At 67.6% G+C, this 19046-nt stretch carries 19 protein-coding genes; 9 read left to right on the top strand and 10 right to left on the bottom strand.

Going from position 1 to position 19046, the window contains the following annotated elements:
- Positions 1-48: 48 nt before the first annotated feature.
- A complete protein-coding gene (locus ASC91_RS16135; RefSeq protein ID WP_056198531.1) occupies positions 49-1122 on the top strand; it encodes a hypothetical protein in 1074 nt (357 codons plus the stop codon).
- Here ASC91_RS16135 and rarD read toward each other — a convergent pair.
- Complete coding sequence (gene rarD, locus ASC91_RS16130; RefSeq protein ID WP_056198529.1) at positions 1037-1918, bottom strand: EamA family transporter RarD; 882 nt, start codon at positions 1916-1918, stop codon at positions 1037-1039. The genes ASC91_RS16135 and rarD overlap by 86 nt on opposite strands.
- 89 nt (positions 1919-2007) lie before the next feature.
- On the opposite strand from rarD, the gene ASC91_RS16125 reads away from it, so the two are divergent.
- Positions 2008-2277, top strand: a complete 270-nt coding sequence (locus ASC91_RS16125) for a MoaD/ThiS family protein (protein ID WP_056198526.1) — start codon at positions 2008-2010, stop codon at positions 2275-2277.
- Between the two features lie 3 nt (positions 2278-2280).
- On the top strand, positions 2281-3351 hold the full coding sequence (locus ASC91_RS16120; RefSeq protein WP_056198523.1) for a hypothetical protein: 1071 nt from the start codon (positions 2281-2283) through the stop codon (positions 3349-3351).
- Here the strand turns inward: ASC91_RS16120 and ASC91_RS16115 are convergent, their stop codons facing one another.
- On the bottom strand, positions 3352-4218 hold the full coding sequence (locus ASC91_RS16115) for an ADP-polyphosphate phosphotransferase (RefSeq protein WP_056198521.1): 867 nt from the start codon (positions 4216-4218) through the stop codon (positions 3352-3354). It abuts the gene before it with no gap.
- A gap of 98 nt (positions 4219-4316) precedes the next feature.
- Between ASC91_RS16115 and ASC91_RS16110 the strand changes: the two genes are divergently transcribed.
- Together ASC91_RS16110 and ASC91_RS16105 are read left to right on the top strand one after the other, a co-directional pair.
- Positions 4317-6248, top strand: coding sequence for a CocE/NonD family hydrolase (locus tag ASC91_RS16110; protein WP_056198518.1), 1932 nt, complete (start codon positions 4317-4319; stop codon positions 6246-6248).
- 53 nt (positions 6249-6301) lie between these two features.
- Complete coding sequence (locus ASC91_RS16105) at positions 6302-7048, top strand: ABC transporter substrate-binding protein (RefSeq protein ID WP_056198513.1); 747 nt, start codon at positions 6302-6304, stop codon at positions 7046-7048.
- A gap of 31 nt (positions 7049-7079) precedes the next feature.
- Here the strand turns inward: ASC91_RS16105 and ASC91_RS16100 are convergent, their stop codons facing one another.
- The 5 genes from ASC91_RS16100 to ASC91_RS16080 all read right to left on the bottom strand — a co-directional run bounded on the left by ASC91_RS16100 (position 7080) and on the right by ASC91_RS16080 (position 12647).
- Positions 7080-8078: a zinc-dependent alcohol dehydrogenase family protein gene (locus tag ASC91_RS16100; protein ID WP_056198511.1), complete on the bottom strand. Its 999-nt coding sequence runs from the start codon at positions 8076-8078 to the stop codon at positions 7080-7082.
- 80 nt (positions 8079-8158) lie between these two features.
- A complete protein-coding gene (locus tag ASC91_RS16095) occupies positions 8159-8863 on the bottom strand; it encodes a pseudouridine synthase (RefSeq protein WP_056198508.1) in 705 nt (234 codons plus the stop codon).
- A complete protein-coding gene (locus ASC91_RS16090) occupies positions 8860-9261 on the bottom strand; it encodes a YchJ family protein (protein WP_235532004.1) in 402 nt (133 codons plus the stop codon). Before ASC91_RS16090 ends, ASC91_RS16095 begins: the two co-directional genes overlap by 4 nt.
- Positions 9177-11546: a bifunctional diguanylate cyclase/phosphodiesterase gene (locus ASC91_RS16085; RefSeq protein WP_056198505.1), complete on the bottom strand. Its 2370-nt coding sequence runs from the start codon at positions 11544-11546 to the stop codon at positions 9177-9179. The genes ASC91_RS16090 and ASC91_RS16085 overlap by 85 nt, the downstream gene beginning before the upstream one ends.
- Before the next feature lie 156 nt (positions 11547-11702).
- Complete coding sequence (locus ASC91_RS16080) at positions 11703-12647, bottom strand: bifunctional helix-turn-helix transcriptional regulator/GNAT family N-acetyltransferase (RefSeq protein ID WP_056198502.1); 945 nt, start codon at positions 12645-12647, stop codon at positions 11703-11705.
- Positions 12648-12740: 93 nt separating this feature from the next.
- Here ASC91_RS16080 and ASC91_RS16075 point away from each other — a divergent pair, with 93 nt between their 5' ends.
- On the top strand, positions 12741-13001 hold the full coding sequence (locus ASC91_RS16075; RefSeq protein ID WP_394326334.1) for a hypothetical protein: 261 nt from the start codon (positions 12741-12743) through the stop codon (positions 12999-13001).
- Between the two features lie 2 nt (positions 13002-13003).
- Here the strand turns inward: ASC91_RS16075 and ASC91_RS16070 are convergent, their stop codons facing one another.
- Complete coding sequence (locus ASC91_RS16070) at positions 13004-13741, bottom strand: YdiY family protein (RefSeq protein WP_056198495.1); 738 nt, start codon at positions 13739-13741, stop codon at positions 13004-13006.
- 105 nt (positions 13742-13846) lie between these two features.
- On the opposite strand from ASC91_RS16070, the gene ASC91_RS16065 reads away from it, so the two are divergent.
- Positions 13847-16234: a UvrD-helicase domain-containing protein gene (locus ASC91_RS16065; protein ID WP_056198492.1), complete on the top strand. Its 2388-nt coding sequence runs from the start codon at positions 13847-13849 to the stop codon at positions 16232-16234.
- A 145-nt stretch (positions 16235-16379) separates the two neighbouring features.
- Here the strand turns inward: ASC91_RS16065 and ASC91_RS16060 are convergent, their stop codons facing one another.
- Positions 16380-17192 (bottom strand): class I SAM-dependent methyltransferase, encoded by an 813-nt coding sequence (locus ASC91_RS16060; protein ID WP_056198489.1) that lies wholly within the window; start codon positions 17190-17192, stop codon positions 16380-16382.
- A 65-nt stretch (positions 17193-17257) separates the two neighbouring features.
- Here ASC91_RS16060 and ASC91_RS16055 point away from each other — a divergent pair, with 65 nt between their 5' ends.
- Positions 17258-17680, top strand: a complete 423-nt coding sequence (locus ASC91_RS16055) for a PaaI family thioesterase (protein ID WP_056198486.1) — start codon at positions 17258-17260, stop codon at positions 17678-17680.
- A gap of 195 nt (positions 17681-17875) precedes the next feature.
- Here the strand turns inward: ASC91_RS16055 and ASC91_RS16050 are convergent, their stop codons facing one another.
- Positions 17876-18364: a hypothetical protein gene (locus ASC91_RS16050; protein ID WP_056198483.1), complete on the bottom strand. Its 489-nt coding sequence runs from the start codon at positions 18362-18364 to the stop codon at positions 17876-17878.
- Positions 18365-18592: 228 nt separating this feature from the next.
- Between ASC91_RS16050 and ASC91_RS16045 the strand changes: the two genes are divergently transcribed.
- Positions 18593-18997 (top strand): HPF/RaiA family ribosome-associated protein, encoded by a 405-nt coding sequence (locus ASC91_RS16045; protein WP_056198479.1) that lies wholly within the window; start codon positions 18593-18595, stop codon positions 18995-18997.
- Positions 18998-19046 lie beyond the last annotated feature (49 nt).

Genomic DNA, 19046 nt, shown 5'->3' with positions numbered 1-19046 from the left:
GCCTAGACTGCCTCCCAGCGCCCGCCAAGCGGCGCACAGGGAGAGCAGATGAATCAGGCTTTGCTGATTGCGCAGTTGGCGCTGTGTTGTGTCGTGTTGCTGATGCTGGGCTGGCTGTTGCTGCACCAGCGGCGCACGAAGAAGCTGCAGGACGACCTGTTGGCCGAATGGCTGCCGCGCATGGCGCCTCAGCAGCGCTGGTTCCGCATCAATCTGGCGAGCCCCGATTTCTTCGCCCGGCGAATGCGGGTGCTCGGCTTCGAGGCCAAGGGCCTGTTGATCGATCAGGGCGAACAGCTTCGCGTCGTGGCCGTGCGATCCGACGGCGAGCGCCTGGAACGATGGGTGCCCAAGTCGCCCGGCACCGTCCGCTGGAGGGGCAATGTCGGCCTGCGTTCGGCCAACCTGCACTGGATAGAACTCGGCCAGGCGCCCGACTTTGTCATGGTCAGCGCGGATACGGGCATGAATGCGATGGCCTCGCGGGAGGCAACGGCCGACATCCTGCGCGCACTGTTGTCGCAGCAGCCGCTCGATGCGTCGGCGCTCACCGAATTCGCGCTGGAAAAGCATCCAGTGGCGCGCATTGCCGTCGTGGCCTTCTTGGTGCTGCTGCTGACGACGCTAGGTGACTACGCCTTCAGCGAACACCAGGTGTTGCGGTCGGAGCGCCTGATCGTGCTCAGCCTTGTGGCTGGCTTCGCAGGCTTGTTGATCTACCCGGTGTTCAAACAGCACAAGGTGCCCGGTCGGGAGACTCTCGTGCTGACCATGCTGCTGGTCGGCATGCTGGGTGCTGCCATGCCGCGTGCCGCCTTGCGGTTGGATCAATGGCTCTCGGGCGGCGCCGTCGCCACCTCGTACCGGCTCGTCCACGGCGGGTTGTTGCAGCCCGTGGAAGAAGGCCCGCCGCCGGTACGGCTGCGCGACATCCGCGCCTACTGGGACCAGTTCGAGCCTGGCTCCATCCACGAACTCGACATCGTGCACGGCCCGCTGGGCATCTGGCAGCTGGACCGCAGCCGCCTCAACGCCCTCACGCGGGAGTGGTATCGGCGCGAGGACGACGCCACGCCAGCCGCAAGCCATCCAGCGAGTACAGAGCCAACGCCGCCCAGATGAAGCCGAAGGCGATGAGGCGGCTCGCGTCCATGGGCTCGTGGAACAGGAACACCCCCAGCAGGAACTGCAGCGACGGCGACACGTACTGGACGACGCCCAGCGTGGCCAGCGGGAGGCGCCGTGCACCTGCCGCGAACAGCAGCAGGCTGCCGGCCGTCACGGGTCCGGTGCCGATCAGCCAGGCCCAGTCCACCGCCGTCTGTCCGGCCATGCTGCCGTCCTGCGACCACCAGATCAGCCCGGCCGCGGCCAGCGGCGCGAGGATCAGCGTCTCCAGCGTCAGGCCTTCGATGGCACCGAGGGCGGCCGTCTTGCGCATCAGGCCATAAAGGCCAAAGCTCACCGCCAGCACCAGGGCCACCCAGGGCAGCTTGCCGCCGGCCACCGTCAACCACACCACACCGAAGGCCGCCAGCCCCACCGCCAGCCATTGCACCGGGCGCGGGCGCTCGTGCAGCACGGCGAATCCCAGCGCCACATTGACCAGCGGGTTGATGAAGTAGCCCAGGCTGGCGTCGATGACATGGCCATGGCCGACGGCCCAGACATAGGTCAGCCAGTTGATGGCGATCAGTGTGGCTGACAGCGCAAAGCGCCGCCAGGTCGCCGCGCTGACGTCCTTCAGCCAGGACAGATTGCGCGTCACCAGCAGCACGACGGCCACGAAGGCCAGCGACCACAACGTGCGGTGGGCCACGATCTGCAGCGCGGGGATGGAAGCGATCTGGCGGAAGTAGAGCGGGAACAACCCCCAGCTCAGATAGGCGCCGAGGGCGAAGAGGACACCGGAATTCATCGGCCGCATTCTGTCCGTGCGGGTAAGCCCGGGGATATTTGAGGGATACGAGGTCGTCGAATTCGATGGCCGTCGTTCGTCGTGCATCCATGGCCCTTGTCGAATTCACCCCCCAACTGCGCCGCTTCGTGGACGCGCCTTCCTGCCAATGCGAGGCGTCCACGCTGGGCGAAGCCCTGCATGCCGCCTTTGCCGAGCAGCCGCGGCTGCGGGGCTACATCCTCGACGAGCAGGGCCATCTGCGCGTCAACGTGGTCGTCTTCATCGACGGCAAACGGGCGCGCGACCTGCGCGGCCTGAGCGACCCGCTGCGGTCGGACAGTCGCATCCATGTCCTGCAAGCACTCTCTGGAGGTTGAACCATGACTGACCGCGCCTGGGCCGCGACCCGCAAAGGCCTTTTCGAGCTGCGCCGCCGTGCCGGCACCTGGCATATCGAGAACCTCAGCTTCGTGGCCGACCCGATCACCATGCTGCTGCCGCCCGACGCCTCGGGCTTCATGCTGGCCGGCCTCAACCTGGGTCACTTCGGCGCCAAGCTGCAGGCCAGCGACGACGCCGGCAAGACATGGCGCGAGGTGTCGGCGCCGAGCTTCCCGGCGCAACCCGAAGGCGCCGAAGGGCCGGCCTGGAAACTGGAGCAGGTGTTTGCGCTGGAGCGCTCGGGCGACGCCATCTGGTGCGGCAGCATTCCCGGCGGCCTCTTCGTCAGCCGCGACCGCGGCGAGAGCTGGCAGCTCAGCGAGTCGCTGTGGCAGGACCCGCGCCGCCTGCAGTGGATGGGCGGCGGCAACCCGGCGCCGGCCCTGCATTCCATCTGCCCCCATCCGGCCAAGCCGGAGGAGTTGCTGGTGGGCGTGTCCTGCGGCGGCGCCTGGCGCACCACCGATGGCGGCAGCAGCTGGGGCCTGCGCGCCAAGGGCATGCGCGCCGACTTCATGCCGCCCGAGCTGGCCGGCGACGAGAACTCACAGGACCCGCACCTGATCACGCGCTGCCGCGATGTGCCCGACGTGCTCTGGTGCCAGCACCACTGCGGCATCTTTCGCAGCAGCGACAACGGCGCGACGTGGCAAGAGCTGCAGGCGCAGCCATCGAGCTTCGGCTTTGCGGTCGCCGCCCATCCGACCGACGGGCAGACGGCCTGGTTCGTGCCCGCCGTCAAGGACGAACGCCGCATCCCTGTCGATGGCGCCCTGTGCGTGACCCGCACGCGCGACGGCGGCAAGAGCTTTGACGTGTTGCGTGCCGGCCTGCCGCAGCAGCACTGCTACGACCTGATCTACCGCCACGGCCTGGCGGTCGACGACGCGGGCGAGCAGCTGATGATGGGCTCGACCACTGGCGGACTGTGGGCCAGCGGCGATGCCGGCGACAGCTGGCGGGCTGTGTCAGCCCATCTGCCGCCCGTCTACGCCGTCAAGTTCGGCTGATCACGCCTTCAGCCGCTTGCGGATCGCCGCCAGCTCGACGGCGTCGAGGGTGGGCTCGGGGTAGCTCATCTTCAGCGCCGTGAGCGTGTCGACAATGACCTGGGACACGATCAGGCGTGCGTTGCGCTTGTCGTCCGCCGGCACCACATGCCAGGGCGCCTCCTTGCTGCTGGTCGCGCCCAGCATCTCGCCATAGGCCTGCATGTACTTGGGCCAGAGCTCGCGCTCGGCCATGTCGTCGGCGGTGAACTTCCAGTTCTTGGCCGGGTCCTGCAGCCGCGCCAGGAAGCGCTGGCGCTGCTCCTCCTTGGACAGGTGCAGGAAGAACTTCAGCACCCGCGTGCCGTTGCGGTGCAGGTGCTGCTCCAGGTTGTTGATGGAGGCATAGCGATCCGACCAGATCGCCGGCGCACGCGTCGTCTCCTTGGGCAGGGACTGGGCCTTCAGGATCTCCGGGTGCACGCGCACGATCAACACCTCCTCGTAGTAGGAGCGGTTGAAGATGCCGATGCGCCCGCGCTCGGGCAGGCACTGCGTGGTGCGCCACAGGAAGTCGTGATCCAGCTCCTGGGCGCTGGGGTGCTTGAAGCTGAACACCTGGCAGCCCTGCGGGTTCACGCCCGACATCACATGCTTGATGACGCCGTCCTTGCCCGCCGCGTCCATGGCCTGGAAGACCAGCAGCAGCGAGTAGCGGTTGTGCGCATACAGCAGGTTCTGCAACTCGCTGAGCCGCTCGACCTGGGCGCCCAGCCGCTGTTCGTAGTCGCCCTTGTCGCTGTACAGCGGGTCGACGGCCGTGGCCCAGTGCTTGAGCTTGACCTTCTGGCCCGACGCGGCCCGGTAGGTGTTCGTGTCAATCTTCATGGCGGAGCCTCCCGCAGCTGGCGATCCGCCAGCCTAACGCCGCCGTCCATCCGGTCGGTGTCAGACTTCGCCCCTCCTTCAACCCGCCGTTGCCGACGATGCTGCTGTTGCGCGCCTCCTTCCTGTTGCTGCTGGGCCTGACCGGCCTGGCGGTCCAAGCCGCCGACGAGGAGAACAAGCCGCCGGCCTACGAGCCGCGCGAGCACTACACCAAGTACGAGTACCGCGTGCCGGTGCGCGACGGCAGGAAGCTCTTCACCGCCGTCTATGTGCCCAAGGACCAGAGCCGGCGTTACCCCTTCCTGATGGTGCGCACGCCTTATGGCTGCGGGCCCTACGGCGTGGACCGCGATGGCATCAAGGGCCTCGCGCCGAACGAGGAGTTCCTGAAGGCCGGCTACATCTTTGTCTGCCAGGACGTGCGCGGCCGCAACATGTCGGAAGGCGAGTTCATCGAGATGACGCCGCACAAGCCCGTCAAGAAGAGCGTGGCTGACGTCGATGAAAGCTCTGACACCCACGACAGCGTGCAGTGGCTGCTGGACCGCATTTCCGGCAACAACGGCCGCGTCGGCCTCTGGGGCGTGTCCTACCCGGGCTTCTACACCTCGGCATCCATCATCGACTCTCATCCGGCCATCAAGGCCGCGTCGCCGCAGGCGCCCATTGCCGACCTCTTCAAGGGCGACGACAGCTATCACGGTGGGGCCTTCATGCTGGCGGCCAACTTCGGCTTCTACACCGGCTTCAAGCCGCAGCAGGCACCGGTGCCGCCGCCCAAGCAATGGCTGCAGTTCGACTGGGGCACGCTGGACGGCTACGAGTTCTACCTGCAGCACGGTAACCTCGAGGCGCTGACGCAGCGGCTGGCCAAGGACGGCGGCCCCAACCCCTACTTCGACGTGCAGATCGAGCATGACCGCTACGACGAGTTCTGGAAGTCCCGCGCCATCACACCCCATCTGAAGAACATCCGCGCCGCCGTGTTGACGGTGGGCGGCTGGTTCGACGCCGAGGACCTGGCCGGCCCGCTGGCCACCTTCCGCGCGATCGCTGGGCAGAGCCCTGCCACCGACAACCGCCTCGTCATGGGCCCCTGGGTGCATGGCGGCTGGGTCGGCGCGCCGGGGCGGCAGCTGGGCCGCGTGCAGTTCCAGCAGCCCACCGCCGAGCAGTTCCAGAAGGAGGTGCTGCTGCCCTTCTTCGAGCAGCATCTGCGAGAGGTCGCACCCAAGGCACCCATTGCGAAGGCCACCGTCTTCGAGACCGGCACCAACGTCTGGCGCCGCTACGACGCCTGGCCGCCCAGGCAAGCGCAGGCCCGCACCCTCTACTTCGCACCCGGCGGCAAGCTCAGCTTTGCGCCGCCCGACGCGACCGAGCCCGCTTTCGATGCCTGGGTCAGTGACCCCAACAAGCCCGTGCCCTACATCGGCTATGCGAGCTTGGGCGTGCCGCAGGAATACATGGTCAGCGACCAGCGCTTTGCGGCCACCCGGCCGGACGTGCTGACCTTCCGCAGCGACGTGCTGGAGGAGGACATCACCATCGTCGGCCCCATCGTCGCGCGCCTGTTCGCCTCGACGACGGGCAGCGACGCCGACTGGGTCGTCAAGCTCATCGACGTCTACCCCGCCGAACTGGAGGAGGAGGCCGCGAAGAAGCGCAAGCCGCGCACCGAGGACGTCGAACCGCCCGAGGCACCGCTCGGTGGCTACCAGCAGCTGGTGCGCGGCGACCCGTTGCGCGGGCGCTTTCGCAACAGCTTCGAGGCGCCCGAGGCCATGGTGCCGGGCCGCGTCGAAGAGCTGCGCGTTGGGCTGCAGGACATCAACCACAGCTTTCGCCGCGGCCACCGCATCATGGTGCAGGTTCAGAGCAGCTGGTTCCCGCTCATCGATCGCAACCCGCAGACCTTCGTGCCCATCCGCAGCGCGAAGCCCGAGGACTTCCAGGCCGCGACGCAGAAGCTCTACCGCTGGCGCGGCCAGGCCTCGGGGCTGGACATCAGGGTGCTGGAGCCGCACTGATGCCACCGTGCGAGGCTATCCTCAGTCGATAGCCGCCAAGGACCAGAGCCGAGATGTTCCGACGACTGCTGCTTGCGCTGATGCTGTTCACGCCGCTGCTGGCCCAGGCGGCCTGCACGCGGCCGTTGCGCGTGCCCTTTGAGGACTGGCGGCCCTATTCCTTCATGGCCGACGGCCATCACACCGGCCTGGAGACCGAGTTGCTGGCCGCCGTGGCCAAGGAGGCCGGCTGCCGTGTCAGCTATGTGCGCGAAGTGCCGCGCAACCGCCGCCTGCCCATGCTGCTCGCCGGCCAACTCGATGTGCTGATCGCTGCGACGCCGCGCGCTGACGCCGCCTGGTACACGCGGCCCTATCGCGACGAGGTGCTGGGCGTGTTCATGCGTGCCGACGAGGCTCGCATGGACGTGCATTCGCTGGATGAACTGCTGCGCGCCAACCTGCGCCTCGTTACCCACCGCGGGCCGGCCCTGGTGCCCATCATCAACGACTTCAAGGCCCATGGCCTGCTGACCTGGTTCGAGGAGTACGCCAAGGGCGTGCAGCTGATGCAGATCGGCCGCGGCGACGTGCTGCTCGGCGACAGCGTCGCCATCGCCTTTGCCGCGCGTGCCGCCGACGTGCCTCTCATCGAGCTGCCCATCCACCTGCTGCGCGACCCCGTCACCTACAAGCTCAGCCGCAAGTCGCTGACCGAGGCCGATCTGCGCGCCTTCAACCAGGCCATCCAACGCCTGGAGTCGCGTGGTGAGCTGCAGCGCATCCGCGCGCGCTGGCTGGGCTCGGTGCCCAGGCGCTAGAGGACGGTGTCCGCCGTGGCTCAGTGGGAACTCAATGCCTGGGCACGACAAGGATCTTGCCGTCGCGCTCGCCGGTTGCGGCCGCGGCAATCGCCTCCTTGATTTGCTCGACGGGATAGGTCGCGTGGATGCGCGCCTTCAGCTGGCCGGTGGCGATCAGCTTGGTCAGCTCGCCATAAAGCGCCATCTGCGCCTCGCGCGATGCGACGCGGAACCACTTGGCCAGCCAGAAGCCCCGCAGCGTCAGGTCGTTGAAGACGAAAGACTGCGGCGACACCACGCAAGGCTCGCCGCTCATCAGCCCGTAATTGACGACGGTGCCGCCCTCGGCGACGCAACTCGCCAGCCGGTTGGTCGCCTTGCCGCCGACGGCGTCGATGCCCAGGCGGATAGGCGCGCCCGACACGGCCTCCTTGACGCGCTTGGCCAGGTCGTCGCCATCCACCAGCACCACATCGCCGCCATCCGCCTTCACGACCGCTGCCGCGCCCTCGCGCCGCACGATATTGACGGTGCGCAGCCCGCGCAGCTTGGCGAGCTGTGTGAGATAGCCGCCCACGCCCGAGTTGGCGACGTTCTGGATGACCCAGTCGCCGGGCTGCAGCGTGACGAACTCCGACAGCATCAGCGAGGCCGTGGCCGGATTGACGGTCAGCATGGACAACTGCTGCGCATCGGCGCCAGCGGGCAGGGGCACCAGGCGCTTGGCGTCGGCGACGAGATGGCTGGCCCAGGTGCCGCTGCCGGCGGGCAGCAGAACCGTCTGGCCCGCACTTAGATGAGTCACACCCTCGCCGACGGCCACAACGCGGCCCACGCCCTCGCTGCCGCCCACTGCCGGCAGCGGCGGCAGGATGCCGTAGCCACCGGTCAGCATCAGCACGTCCGACGGGTTGATGGGTGCGGCCAGCACGGCAACCAGAACCTGGCCCGCGCCGGGCGCGGGCGGCTCGAAGGGCAGGGCCCCGATGACGTCCTGCGGCACCGGCCCGCGTTGTTCGTATTGCGCCTTGATGCCCTGGATCGTCATGCCGGTCTCCTGCTATTGGATGGAACGGTCGATTCTGAGCCCGCCCGGGGCGTCGTGGCATCGCCGACGCGACAGGGGCCTCAACCTGTCCAGTCCCTGTCAATGCCGGGCCAGGTGGCGCCCGGCTGTGCCAGCAGTTGCAGAGGCGATCCAGTGACCGGGTGAACCAGAGTCAGCTCGCGCGCATGCAGCCACAGCCGCTGTGTGCCCAGGAATGCTGCGACAGCTCGATTGAGCGGCCCCTTGCCATGCGTCGCATCGCCGAGGATGGGATGGGCGATGTGCTTCAGATGGCGGCGGATCTGGTGGCGGCGGCCTTGCAACGGTTCGGCTTCGAGCAGGGCGACGCGGGTGGTGGGGAAGCGCGGGTCGGTGGCCAGTGCCCACTCGATGCGCTCCAGCACGCGCCAGCGGGTCTGCGCCGCCAGCATCGTCTGCCCCGCCGACGGCTGCTCAGGGTCGCGCGCCAGCGGATGGTCGATGAGGCCAGCGTCTTCCTGCGGCCAGCCACGTGCAAGCGCGAGGTAGCTCTTTTGCATCAGCCCCTGCTCGAACATCGCGCCGAGCAGCGAAGCAACCTCTGTTGACAGCGCAAACAGCAGCACGCCCGAGGTGCCGCGGTCCAGGCGATGCACGGGCCAGACGGTGCGGCCGAGCTGGTCGCGCAGCAGCTGCAGCGCGGCCTCATCCTCGTGGGCCGCGAGCTGGGTGCGGTGCACCAGCAGGCCGGCCGGCTTGTCGATGGCGACCAGGTGCTCGTCCTGATAAAGCAGGGTCAGAGTCAATTTTTAAGGTCGCCGCTCAGTTCGCCGTCCAGATAGAACCACTCACCGTTCTCGCGCACGAAGCGGCTGACTTCATGCAGCCGATGCGCCCGGCCGCCGAGCTTGCTGCGTGCGACGAACTCGACGCTGCCGTGGTCGGCGTCCGGCATCGCGGCACGCTTCACGTCCAGACCCAGCCATTTCAGCCCAGGCTCGGGCGCCTCCAACTCGGCAGGGCGCGTGCTTGCATGCCAGCTCGCCAGCAGATAGTCGCGCAGGTCCAGCACGAAGGCCGAGTAGCGCGAGCGCATCAGCGCCTCGGGCGTGGCTGCGGTCAGGCCCTGGCCAGCCTCAAAGGCCTTGTGCAGGGCGCCGCAGCAGTGGGCATAGGCGGCACGGCGACCGCAGGGGCAGGGCATGGAGGTTTCCATGCCGGCACTCTAGCGGGGGTATCAGCGGCCGAGCGGCCGTCGAGAAAAGACTCGATGAGCCTTGGCAAAGGCAGGGGCCGGCCGAGCAGATAGCCCTGGCCAAAGGCGCAGCCGCATTGGCCCAGCACTTCGAGCTGGTCTGCGCTCTCGATGCCCTCGGCAATGACCTCGAGCTGCAGGTGCCGGCCGAGGTCGACGATCGTCTGGGCAATGGCGCGGTCACGCTCGCCCGTGGCCAGGTCGCGCACGAAGCTGCGGTCGATCTTCAGCGAGCTGATGGGCAGGCTTTTCAGCATGGCCAGCGACGAATGGCCCATGCCGAAGTCGTCCAGCGAGATCTCGAAGCCGATCTCGCGCAGCTGGTGCATGACGCGCCTGACCTGCTCGGGCTGGCGCATCAGCATGCCCTCGGTGAGTTCCAGCACCACCTGCGAGGCCGGCACTTCGAGCCCGGTCGATATGGCGCCGAGCATCTCGGGCAGGGCGCTGCTCGTGAACTCGGACGCCGCCATGTTGACGTGGACCTTGAGCTTCTGCAGTGCACTGCCCTTGAGAGAGGCCAGGTCGCGCAGGGCCTGGCCCAGCACCCAGCGGCCGATGTCGACGATGAGGTCGCTCTGCTCGGCGATCGGAATGAACACGTCCGGCGGCACCGTTGTGCCATCGGGCTTGTGCCAGCGGATCAGCGCCTCCACGCCATGCAGCGCGCCGGTGGCGATGTCGACGATGGGCTGGTAGACCAGACGCAGCTGCCCGGTCTGCAGCGCCTCGTGCAGCTCGGTCTCGATGGACAGGCGCTGCGCCAGCTTGGCGCGCTGCTGGGCCAAGGTGTCGGGGCTGCTGGTCGAGAAGACATTGCTGCCGTTGCGGCCGTTCTGCTTGACGCGGTACATGGCCGCGTCGGCGCTGCGCAGCAGCTCGGGGCCGGTCTGGCCGTTCTCGGGAAAGCGGCTGACGCCAATGCTGGCCGACACGGTCAGCGCCACACCCTCGTAGCTGATGGGGCGGCTGGCGGCGGCAAGCACGGCATCGGCCAGGGCCGCCAGCGCCTGCTCGTCGCCGCTGTCAGGCACCAGCACCGCAAACTCGTCGCCGCCCAGGCGGCCGACGCGGGCCGGCGGCGGCGCCAGCTCGCGCAGCCGCTGCGCAAATGCCTGCAGCACCGCATTGCCGGCCTCGTGCCCGAAGGCGTCGTTGATGGGCTTGAAACGGTCGAGGTCGATGAACATCAGCGCGAAGCGCCGGCCCTTGCGGTGGCTCAACGCGCAATGGCGGTTCAGCTGGGCGTAGAAGTGGGCGCGGTTGTCCAGCTCGGTCATCTCGTCGATCTGGGCCAGGCGGTGGATGACGGCCTCGGTCTCCAGGCGTTGGGCGGTCTGGGCGATCAGCGCGCCGATGGTGGCCGAGACCTTGGGCAGCTGCGCCTCGGGCTGGCGGGCCAGGCTGCTGTAGAACTCCAGCACGCCGGGGCGGTGGCGTTCGCCGTTGTCCGACACATAGGTGACCGGGAACACATAGCCCGACCACAGCCCGCACATCTGCGCGCTGCCACGGCGCAGGAAGCGCGGGTCGGTGCTCATGTCCTCCACCCACTCGGCGCTGCCCGTGGCCCAGACACGGCCGACCAGGCCCTCGCCCGGCGCCATCTTCAGTGTCGAGCTCACCGCGCTGAATTGTTCGAGCCGGGCGTCGGGTTGGTGCCAGAAGTGCCGGCAATGCAGGCGGCCGCCGCCGTCCTCCATGTTCCAGTAGGCGCCCCACTCCCAGCCGAGGTTGCGGCAGATCAGCTGGATGACGTTGCTGATCGCATCCTCCAGCGTGTGGGTGCCGATCAGGTATTCCGTCAACGCATAGCCCAGGCGCTCGCGCACGGCCGCGTGGGTGAGGGCGGTCACGTCCTGCAGCAGGCCATGGCGCCAGCGCGGCCGCGCCGGGTCAGTGGGCAGTGGCGTCACGCGCAGCCAGCGCAGGCCACGGGCCAGGCCGATGACGCGGATGTCCAGTGGGTGCTGGGGCTGGGCGCCGGTCCAGAGCCGGATCAATTCCGGCAGATCGTCCTCGACGACATGGCCCAGGCAGACGCCCAGGCCGCTGGCCGAACGGGTCGGCATCTCCAGGTATTCGGCCGCCGTGGGTGACAGATGGGTGACGCCGGTCTGCGGGTCGTACCACCATTGACCGAAGCCGGCGGCCTGCTCGAGGTGCTGCGGGCAAGCGGCGGCAGGTGCGGGGAGGTGTCGCGGCGGCCCGAACTGCGTGGATGCGGCCGGCATGCTGACTTCCCGATTGCTTGTCATGGGCGGTCACAGCGCAAATCGCATGCCAGCACGGGACCGGTCCGGAATGCGCAGAACCGCACAGCGGCGGCGGAGGCCGCTGTCGGGAGCCCCGCAAGTGTGCAACGGCCCGCACAGGGCTGGTGCGAGGCGCTAGAGGGTCAGCTCCCAGCTCTCGCTGATGACGTCCTGGCCAAAGCTGTTCAAGGGCTCGCTGTGCGCCAGCCGGTAGCCCTCGGCCGCGTAGATGGCGCGGGCGGCGGTCAATGCGCTCTGCGTCCACAGCTCGATGCGCTTGTAGCCGGCGGCGCGGGCGAAGTCGCTGCACTGGCGAACCAGGCGCTTGCCCAGGCCGAGGCCCCGTGCGTGGGGCTCCAGCAGCAGCAGGCGCAGCTTGGCGACGCCGGGGCGCGGCTTGCCGGTGGCCCCATCTTGAGATTCATCGCGTGCCTGCACGAGCATCACGCAGCCCAGGCGCTCGGTGCCGCGCGCGGCGATCCAGCAGGCCTCGCGTTGGGGCTGGAAGCGGTCGACGAAGTCGGCGCAGATGCGCGCCACCAGCGCCTCGAAGCGCACGTCCAGGCCGTACTCGGCGGCGTAGAAAGCGCCATGCCGCTCGACGATCCAGCCCAGGTCGCCTGGTTGGGGGGAGCGCAGCTCAACGGCTGCCGTGGCGTCGGGCTCCAGCACGGCCTGGATGCGCGACATCGAGCCCAGCAGCGCGTGGCGTTGTGTTGCCGACAGCGGCGCGAGCATGGCCTGGGCCTTGGCCGTGCCCTCGCGGTCCAGCGGCACGAAGGCGCGCTTGCCGGCGGGGCTGAGCTTGAGCAGCGTCTGGCGGCCGTCGTTGGGATGGGCTTGGCTGGCCAGCAGGCCGCGGTTCTTCAATCCGCGCAGCAGCCGGCTCATATAGCCAGCGTCCAGCTGCAGGCTCTTGCTGAGCGCCGAGGCGCTGATCGGCGCGTGATGCGCCAGTTCCCACATCAGCCGGGCCTCCGGCAGCGTGAAGTCGCTGTCCAGCTTCGGCGCCAGCACGCCGATGCGGCGCGTATAGAAGCGATTGAAGGCGCGGACGTCCAGGGCTTGATCGGCGGTCATGGGCCATCATCTTCAAAATACTTGCTTTTGGCAATCAATTGCCGAGCCGCTACGCTGCGGCCTTCAACGCAGACGGAGACGCGCTTGGGCATCGTGGTGTATTGGCTGGAAGGTGAGGGCGAAGAGGCGACCCCGGTCTGCCAGTTCTTCAGCAGCAAGGAGCTGACCCAGGCCCTGGCCTGGGCCGAGGACCGGCGCAGGGCAGGGCATCGCCACGTCAGCATCTCAACCGAGCTGGATGAAAGCGTGGGCCGGCCGGGCGTGGCCGCGGTCGAAGGCGGGCGAACGCCGGACGGCGAGACCTATGAATGGTCCAAGGCCGGGCGGGCCGGCAAGGTGCGCAAAGGCCGTTGAGGTCAAAACTTGTAGCCGAAGCCCACGGTCAGCAGGTTGTCCGTCTTCTTGGTGCCCGCGGGCACGTGGCCGGTGTAGCGGCTGGACAGGCCGGCGTTGAGCGTCCAGCCGGCGATGATCTGCGTGGCCAGCCCGGCGTCGAAGGTGGCGCGGTTGCCGAGGTCGCCGCCGCCGGGGTAGTAGACGAGGCGTTGCTTCAACGTGGTCGTTTCGCTGATCTTGTGGCTGGACTCTTCGCCGAACAGCACTTGCGCGCCATTGGCCTCGCTGCCGTCCGTCAGGCGGGTGGCGGTGTAGCCGAGACCGCTGAAGACATCCCAGCTGTTGGCATCGTCCTTCACCAGGTGGTAGCCCGCGCCGCCGTTGAGGCTGTAGCGGTCGCGCACGCCGCCGGCCTTGTTGGTCTCGCCTTCCGCGCCGCCGAAGGAGAACCACTGCGGGCCGAGGTTGAAGTCGTAGCGGCCGCCCAGGCGCAACAGGTCGGCGGTGGTGGTGTCGACGCCCGCGTTCTTGTTACGGCCGTAGTTGGCGATGCCGTAGAGGCTGAGCTTGTCTTCGGCCGTCGCGACGCTGGCATCCGCATTGGCGGCCAGCGTGCGGCTGCTGCTGTTGCCGCTGGCCAGTGCGCCGGAGACGCTGAGCCCGCCGTGCCATTTGCCGTCGGGCGTGTCTTGGGCCAGCGTGGCCTGCGAGGCGAGGGTGAGGGCGATGGTGCCGAGGGCGAGAGTGAGACGTGGCATTCCGAAAGTGCTTTAGGGGAAAACCAGAAGTATCCCCAACGACCCCGCACGGTCAGCGGCGGGCGCCGGCCAGGCTGTAACGAGGGGCTTCCCTAGAATGCCGGGATGACTTCTTCCCCTGTCGACGCTGTGGTCGACGCTGCTTCCAGCCCCCTGCTGCGCAACCTCAACCCCGAACAACTCGCCGCAGTGACCGCGGCGCCGGAACCCGCGCTGATCCTGGCCGGTGCCGGCTCGGGCAAGACCCGTGTGCTGACGACCCGCATCGCCTGGCTGCTGCAGACCGGCCAGGTCAGCCCGGGCGGCATCATGGCCGTGACGTTCACGAACAAGGCCGCCAAGGAGATGCTGACGCGTCTCTCGACCATGCTGCCCTTCAATGTGCGCGGCATGTGGATAGGCACCTTCCACGGCCTGTGCAACCGCTTCCTGCGTGCGCACTGGAAGCTGGCCAATCTGCCCCAGGCCTTCCAGATCCTGGACGCCAGCGACACGACCTCGGCCGTCAAGCGTGTCATCAAGGCGATGAAGCTCGACGAGGAGCGCTTTGTGCCCAAGCAGGTCGGCTGGTTCATTGCCGGCCGCAAGGAAGACGCCCAGCGCCCCGGCGACGTGGAGCAGCGTGACGAGCAGACCAAGACCCTCGTCGAGATCTACGCCAACTACGAGGACCAGTGCCAGCGCGAGGGCGTGGTTGACTTCGCCGAGCTGATGCTGCGCAGCTATGAACTGCTGCGCGACAACGCCTCGGTGCGCGAGCACTATCAGCACCGCTTTCGCCACATCCTGGTCGACGAGTTCCAGGACACCAACAAGCTGCAGTACGCCTGGCTGAAGATGTTCGCGCCGCCGGGCTTGGGCAACGGCCAGAGCATCCTGGCGGTGGGCGACGACGACCAGAGCATCTATGCCTTTCGCGGTGCCCGCGTCGGCAACATGGCCGATTTCGAACGCGAGTACCGCGTCAGACGAGTCATCAAGCTGGAGCAGAACTACCGCAGCTTCGGCCACATCCTGGACGCCGCCAACGAGCTGATCAGCCGCAACAGCCAGCGCCTGGGCAAGACGCTGCGCACCGACGCCGGCCTGGGCGACCCGATTCGCGTGCAGGAGTCGCCGAGCGACTTCGCCGAGGCGCAGTGGGTCATCGAGGAGATCCAGAGCCTGCACCGCGGCGGCATGGACCGGCAGGAGATTGCCATCCTCTACCGCAGCAATGCGCAGTCGCGGGTCATCGAGTCGGCGTTGTTCAACTCGGGCATCCCGTATCGCGTCTATGGCGGCCTGCGCTTCTTCGAGCGCGCCGAGGTCAAGCATGCGCTGGCCTATCTGCGCCTGCTGGAGAACCCGAGCGACGACACGAGCTTCCTGCGCGTCGTGAACTTCCCGACCCGCGGCATCGGCGCCAAGACGCTGGAGAACCTGCAGGACGCCGCCAAGGCCAGCGGCCGCAGCCTCTACCAGAGCGTGGGCGCCATCACCGGCAAGGGCGGCGCCAATCTGGTCGCCTTCACCAACCTGATCGACTCGACGCGCAACCTGACGCAAGGCATGACGCTGCGCGAGATCATCGAGCAGGTGCTGGAGACCTCGGGCCTGCTGGACTTCTACCGCACCGACAAGGACGGCGCCGAGCGGCTGGAGAACCTGGACGAACTGATCAACGCCGCCGAGGCCTTCGTCATGCAGGAGGGCTTCGGCAAGAACGCCGTCGGCCTGCCGGTGGACGAAGTGGCTCCGAGCGTGCAGTCCACGGGCACGCCGGGCTCGGTGCCCGATGCCGAGACGGGCGAGATCATGTCGCCGCTGGTGGCCTTCCTGACGCATGCCTCGCTGGAGGCCGGTGACAACCAGGCCCAGGCGGGGCAGGACGCCGTGCAGCTGATGACGGTGCACTCGGCCAAGGGCCTGGAGTTCGACGCTGTCTTCATCACGGGCCTGGAAGAAGGGCTGTTCCCGCACGAGAACTCCATGTCCGACCATGACGGGTTGGAGGAAGAGCGCCGCCTCATGTACGTGGCCATCACGCGGGCGCGCAAGAAGCTCTCACTGAGTTTCTGCCAGACGCGCATGCTGCACGGACAGACGCGTTATCACATCAAGAGCCGTTTCTTCGACGAGCTGCCCGAGGAGGCGCTGAAGTGGCTGACGCCGCGCAACCAGGGCTTCGGCTCGGGCTTTGCGCGCGAGTACCAACAGGCCTGGCAGCGCGGCAGCGGCCTCAAGGGCATGGTGGGTGCGGGCAATGTGCCCAATCGTGGAGAAAGGGCCGCCTGGGTCGAGCCGCCTGTGCCGGCCAGCATGAAGCAGAAGGTGTCCGAGGAGCATGGCGGCCTGCGCGTGGGCAAGGGTGTCTTCCACAACAAGTTCGGCGAAGGCGTGCTGCTGACGCTGGAAGGCTCGGGCACGGATGCGCGGGCGCAGGTCAACTTCGGCCGGCATGGCACGAAATGGCTGGCTCTTTCAGTTGCGAAGCTCACCCCGATTGAGTAGGCCCCTCGTCCAGCCGCACCCCGCTGAACGCGGGTGCGGCTGACCGGCCCCCCGAGGGGGGCGGCGATGCTCGCGGCATCGAGCCGCGACCACATCGCCAGTGCGGGCCGGCTTGGGAGCGGCCCGGCGCTCGGCCCGAAAGTGTTCAATGCCCCACGATGACCACGTGGGCCTGCATGCGCGAGTCGATGGCGCCGACACCGAAGCGGTCGGCGATGGCGCGGGCCGCGAGGGCCGTCATCTCGGGCAAGCGACCTGGCGCGCGCTTCTCGATCTCGGCGCGCAACGGCGTGCCCTGGCAGAAGCCCAGAGCGGGCTGGGAAGGTGACTCCGCGCAGGCGCGCAGCGGCAGCGTGACGAAGTCCGCCTCGTGCTCGAAGCCGGCGTCGCTGAGCTCCTGGCGCAGCGCGTGGATGTCGTGGCAGCCGTGCGGCGCGCGCGCGAGGAAGCGCGGCGGGTCGTCCGGGAAGGCCTGGGCCAGGGCCTGCGTGATCGTCTCGGCCAGCTCGTTGCTGTCGAGGTGATCCCAGACGTTGAAGAGGAACACGCCGTCGGCCCTGAGCACGCGGCGGATCTCGGCAAAGGCGCGTGGCCGGTCGGCGAAGAGGCTGACGCCGAACTGGCAGGCGACGAGGTCGAAGCTCTCGTCGGCAAAGGGCAGCTGCGCCGCATCTGCCAACCGCCACTCGACGGGCCTGTCGGTGCCCCGGGTGGCGGCCATGTCCAGCATGGTGGCGTTGAGTTCGCTGGCCACAATGTCGACGTTGTCGGGCAGCTCCCCGACGAGATGGCGCGTCAGCACGCCGGTGCCGGCGCTGATCTCCAGCAACCGCCCCGGGCGCAACGCAGCTGCCCGCGCGGCCAGGTCCTCGGCATAGGGATCGAAGAGCATGGGCACCAGATAGTGCTCATGGAGTTGGGGGATGGAGCCAGTGAAGCCCCGGTCGGCGAGGTTCATGCGAGTCATTCTGATGGCGGTGCTAGGCTGGCGGCCGGTTCCCTCGCAATTGCTTGCAAAACGCCATGTCTGAACACCGCCCCTCACATGCGGAGCTGGTGGCCTTTCTGAAGGCCGAGTTCCCGCAGAACCGCTGCACGCTGGAGGAGGTGGACGAGGACGGCAGCGTCGTTGTCGCCCACCCGGTGGGCGAGCGCGAGCTGCGCCCCGGCAACACGGTGTCCGGCCCGGTCATGATGACCTTGGCCGACGTAGCCCTGTATCTGGGCATCCTGGCGCGCATCGGCATCGTGCCGCTGGCGGTGACGACGAATCTGTCGATCAACTTCCTGCGCAAGCCGCGCGCCGACCGACGTGTCGTCGCGCGCTGCCGGCTGATGAAGCTGGGCAAGTCGCTGGCCGTGGGCGAGGTGTGGATCTTCTCGGAGGGCGAGGACGAGCCGGTGGCTCATGCGACGGGCACCTACGCGATTCCGCGGGAGCGTTGAGGGTCATTCTCGGAAGCGGACCGGGGCCTAACGGGATGCAATGCAGCCTGTTGGCCGACCCGCGTATTGGATTGCTCGCCATCAAGCCGTTGCTGAAGTGGGTGGCGGCCAAGTGAGCCTGCCAAAAGCAGCCGCTCAACATTTGAGCTGAGGGGGACTCACCGGCGAGGAGTTTGGGCCGCGAGACCATCATTCTCAGGTCTTCAGATATGGCCAAACCTTTGTAAGTAGCCACCAGACCCCTGATGCGATAAGGGAGGCAAGAACGCCAAAGACGAAGCCAAGTGCACGCTCCTTCGCGATCTGAGATTTGGACGGCACTCCAGCGAGACGCTGGAACGTCTCGACGTCTGAACTCGCGACCTGGCGAACGAGTTCGAGTTCACGCTTGGCAGCGTCGTGCTCAGCTTGGGTCTGCCCCAATCGTTCGAGGGCGGACTCCAAGTCCACCTTGTTTGAGTTTGCTGCAGCCTTGAGTTCATCGATCGCGCTTAGCGCCTCCGCCTGATTGGTCCGAGCAGCGTCAATCTTCGCAATGCGTTCGTCGATCGTCTGTCGGGGCGTTTCCTCGAAGACGATGTCCGCGTATGGAAGTCCGTTCTTCGTGCCAATGCGCAGTACTGGCTTCGACAAGACGTCACTGAGTGTCTTGATGAATGCGGCGACGAGATAGGGTAGTTCCATGAGGCCTGACGTGTTGTCGCTGGATCGTTAATGATTCTTGCCCAAAATTTGAGCACGCAATCGTGGTGTCGAACTGCCTGCGAACGGACGCTCACGGGCGTAGGGCGTAACCGGCAGCTGCCGACCACCACCTTCAGCCACCTCGCAAGGGGCACCGAAGCGTCGCACGGCACGCCGCTTGCCCCCTCTTCTCCAAGCGCGCGACTTCCGTACGCCGAAAGGAATGCAATGCAGGTGCAAATCGAGACCGACAACCACGTAGAGGGCCGTGAGAAGCTGATCGAGCATGTCGAGGGCGTGATCCGCGGCGCGGTCGACCACTACAAGGGCCAGGTGACGCATGTGGAGGCACATCTGGGCGACATGAACAGCGGTGAGAAATCGGGCCCCGACGACATGCGCTGCCTGCTGGAGGCGCGCGTGGTGGGGCTGAAGAACATCGCAGTCAAGCACCAGGCCGAAAGCATGCACCAGGCCATCGAGGGCGCGGCCGACAAGTTGACGAGGGCCCTCGAATCGGCGCTGGGCAAGCAGCAAGACCGCCAGCGGCGCCATGCGGGCACCGGTGAGCTGAGTGCCGACGTGGCCCGCGAGTTCGGCGAGGGCGTTCAGCCTGCAGCCGAGCCATGGTGACCCACGAGAAAGGGCTGCTCACGCAGCCCTTGTGTGACACGCCCTGCGG

Source organism: Pelomonas sp. Root1237, from assembly GCF_001425055.1.
GTDB lineage: Bacteria > Pseudomonadota > Gammaproteobacteria > Burkholderiales > Burkholderiaceae_C > Pelomonas.
Note: the sequence above shows the minus strand (reverse complement) of the source record. Positions and strands in the feature narration are given on the sequence as shown.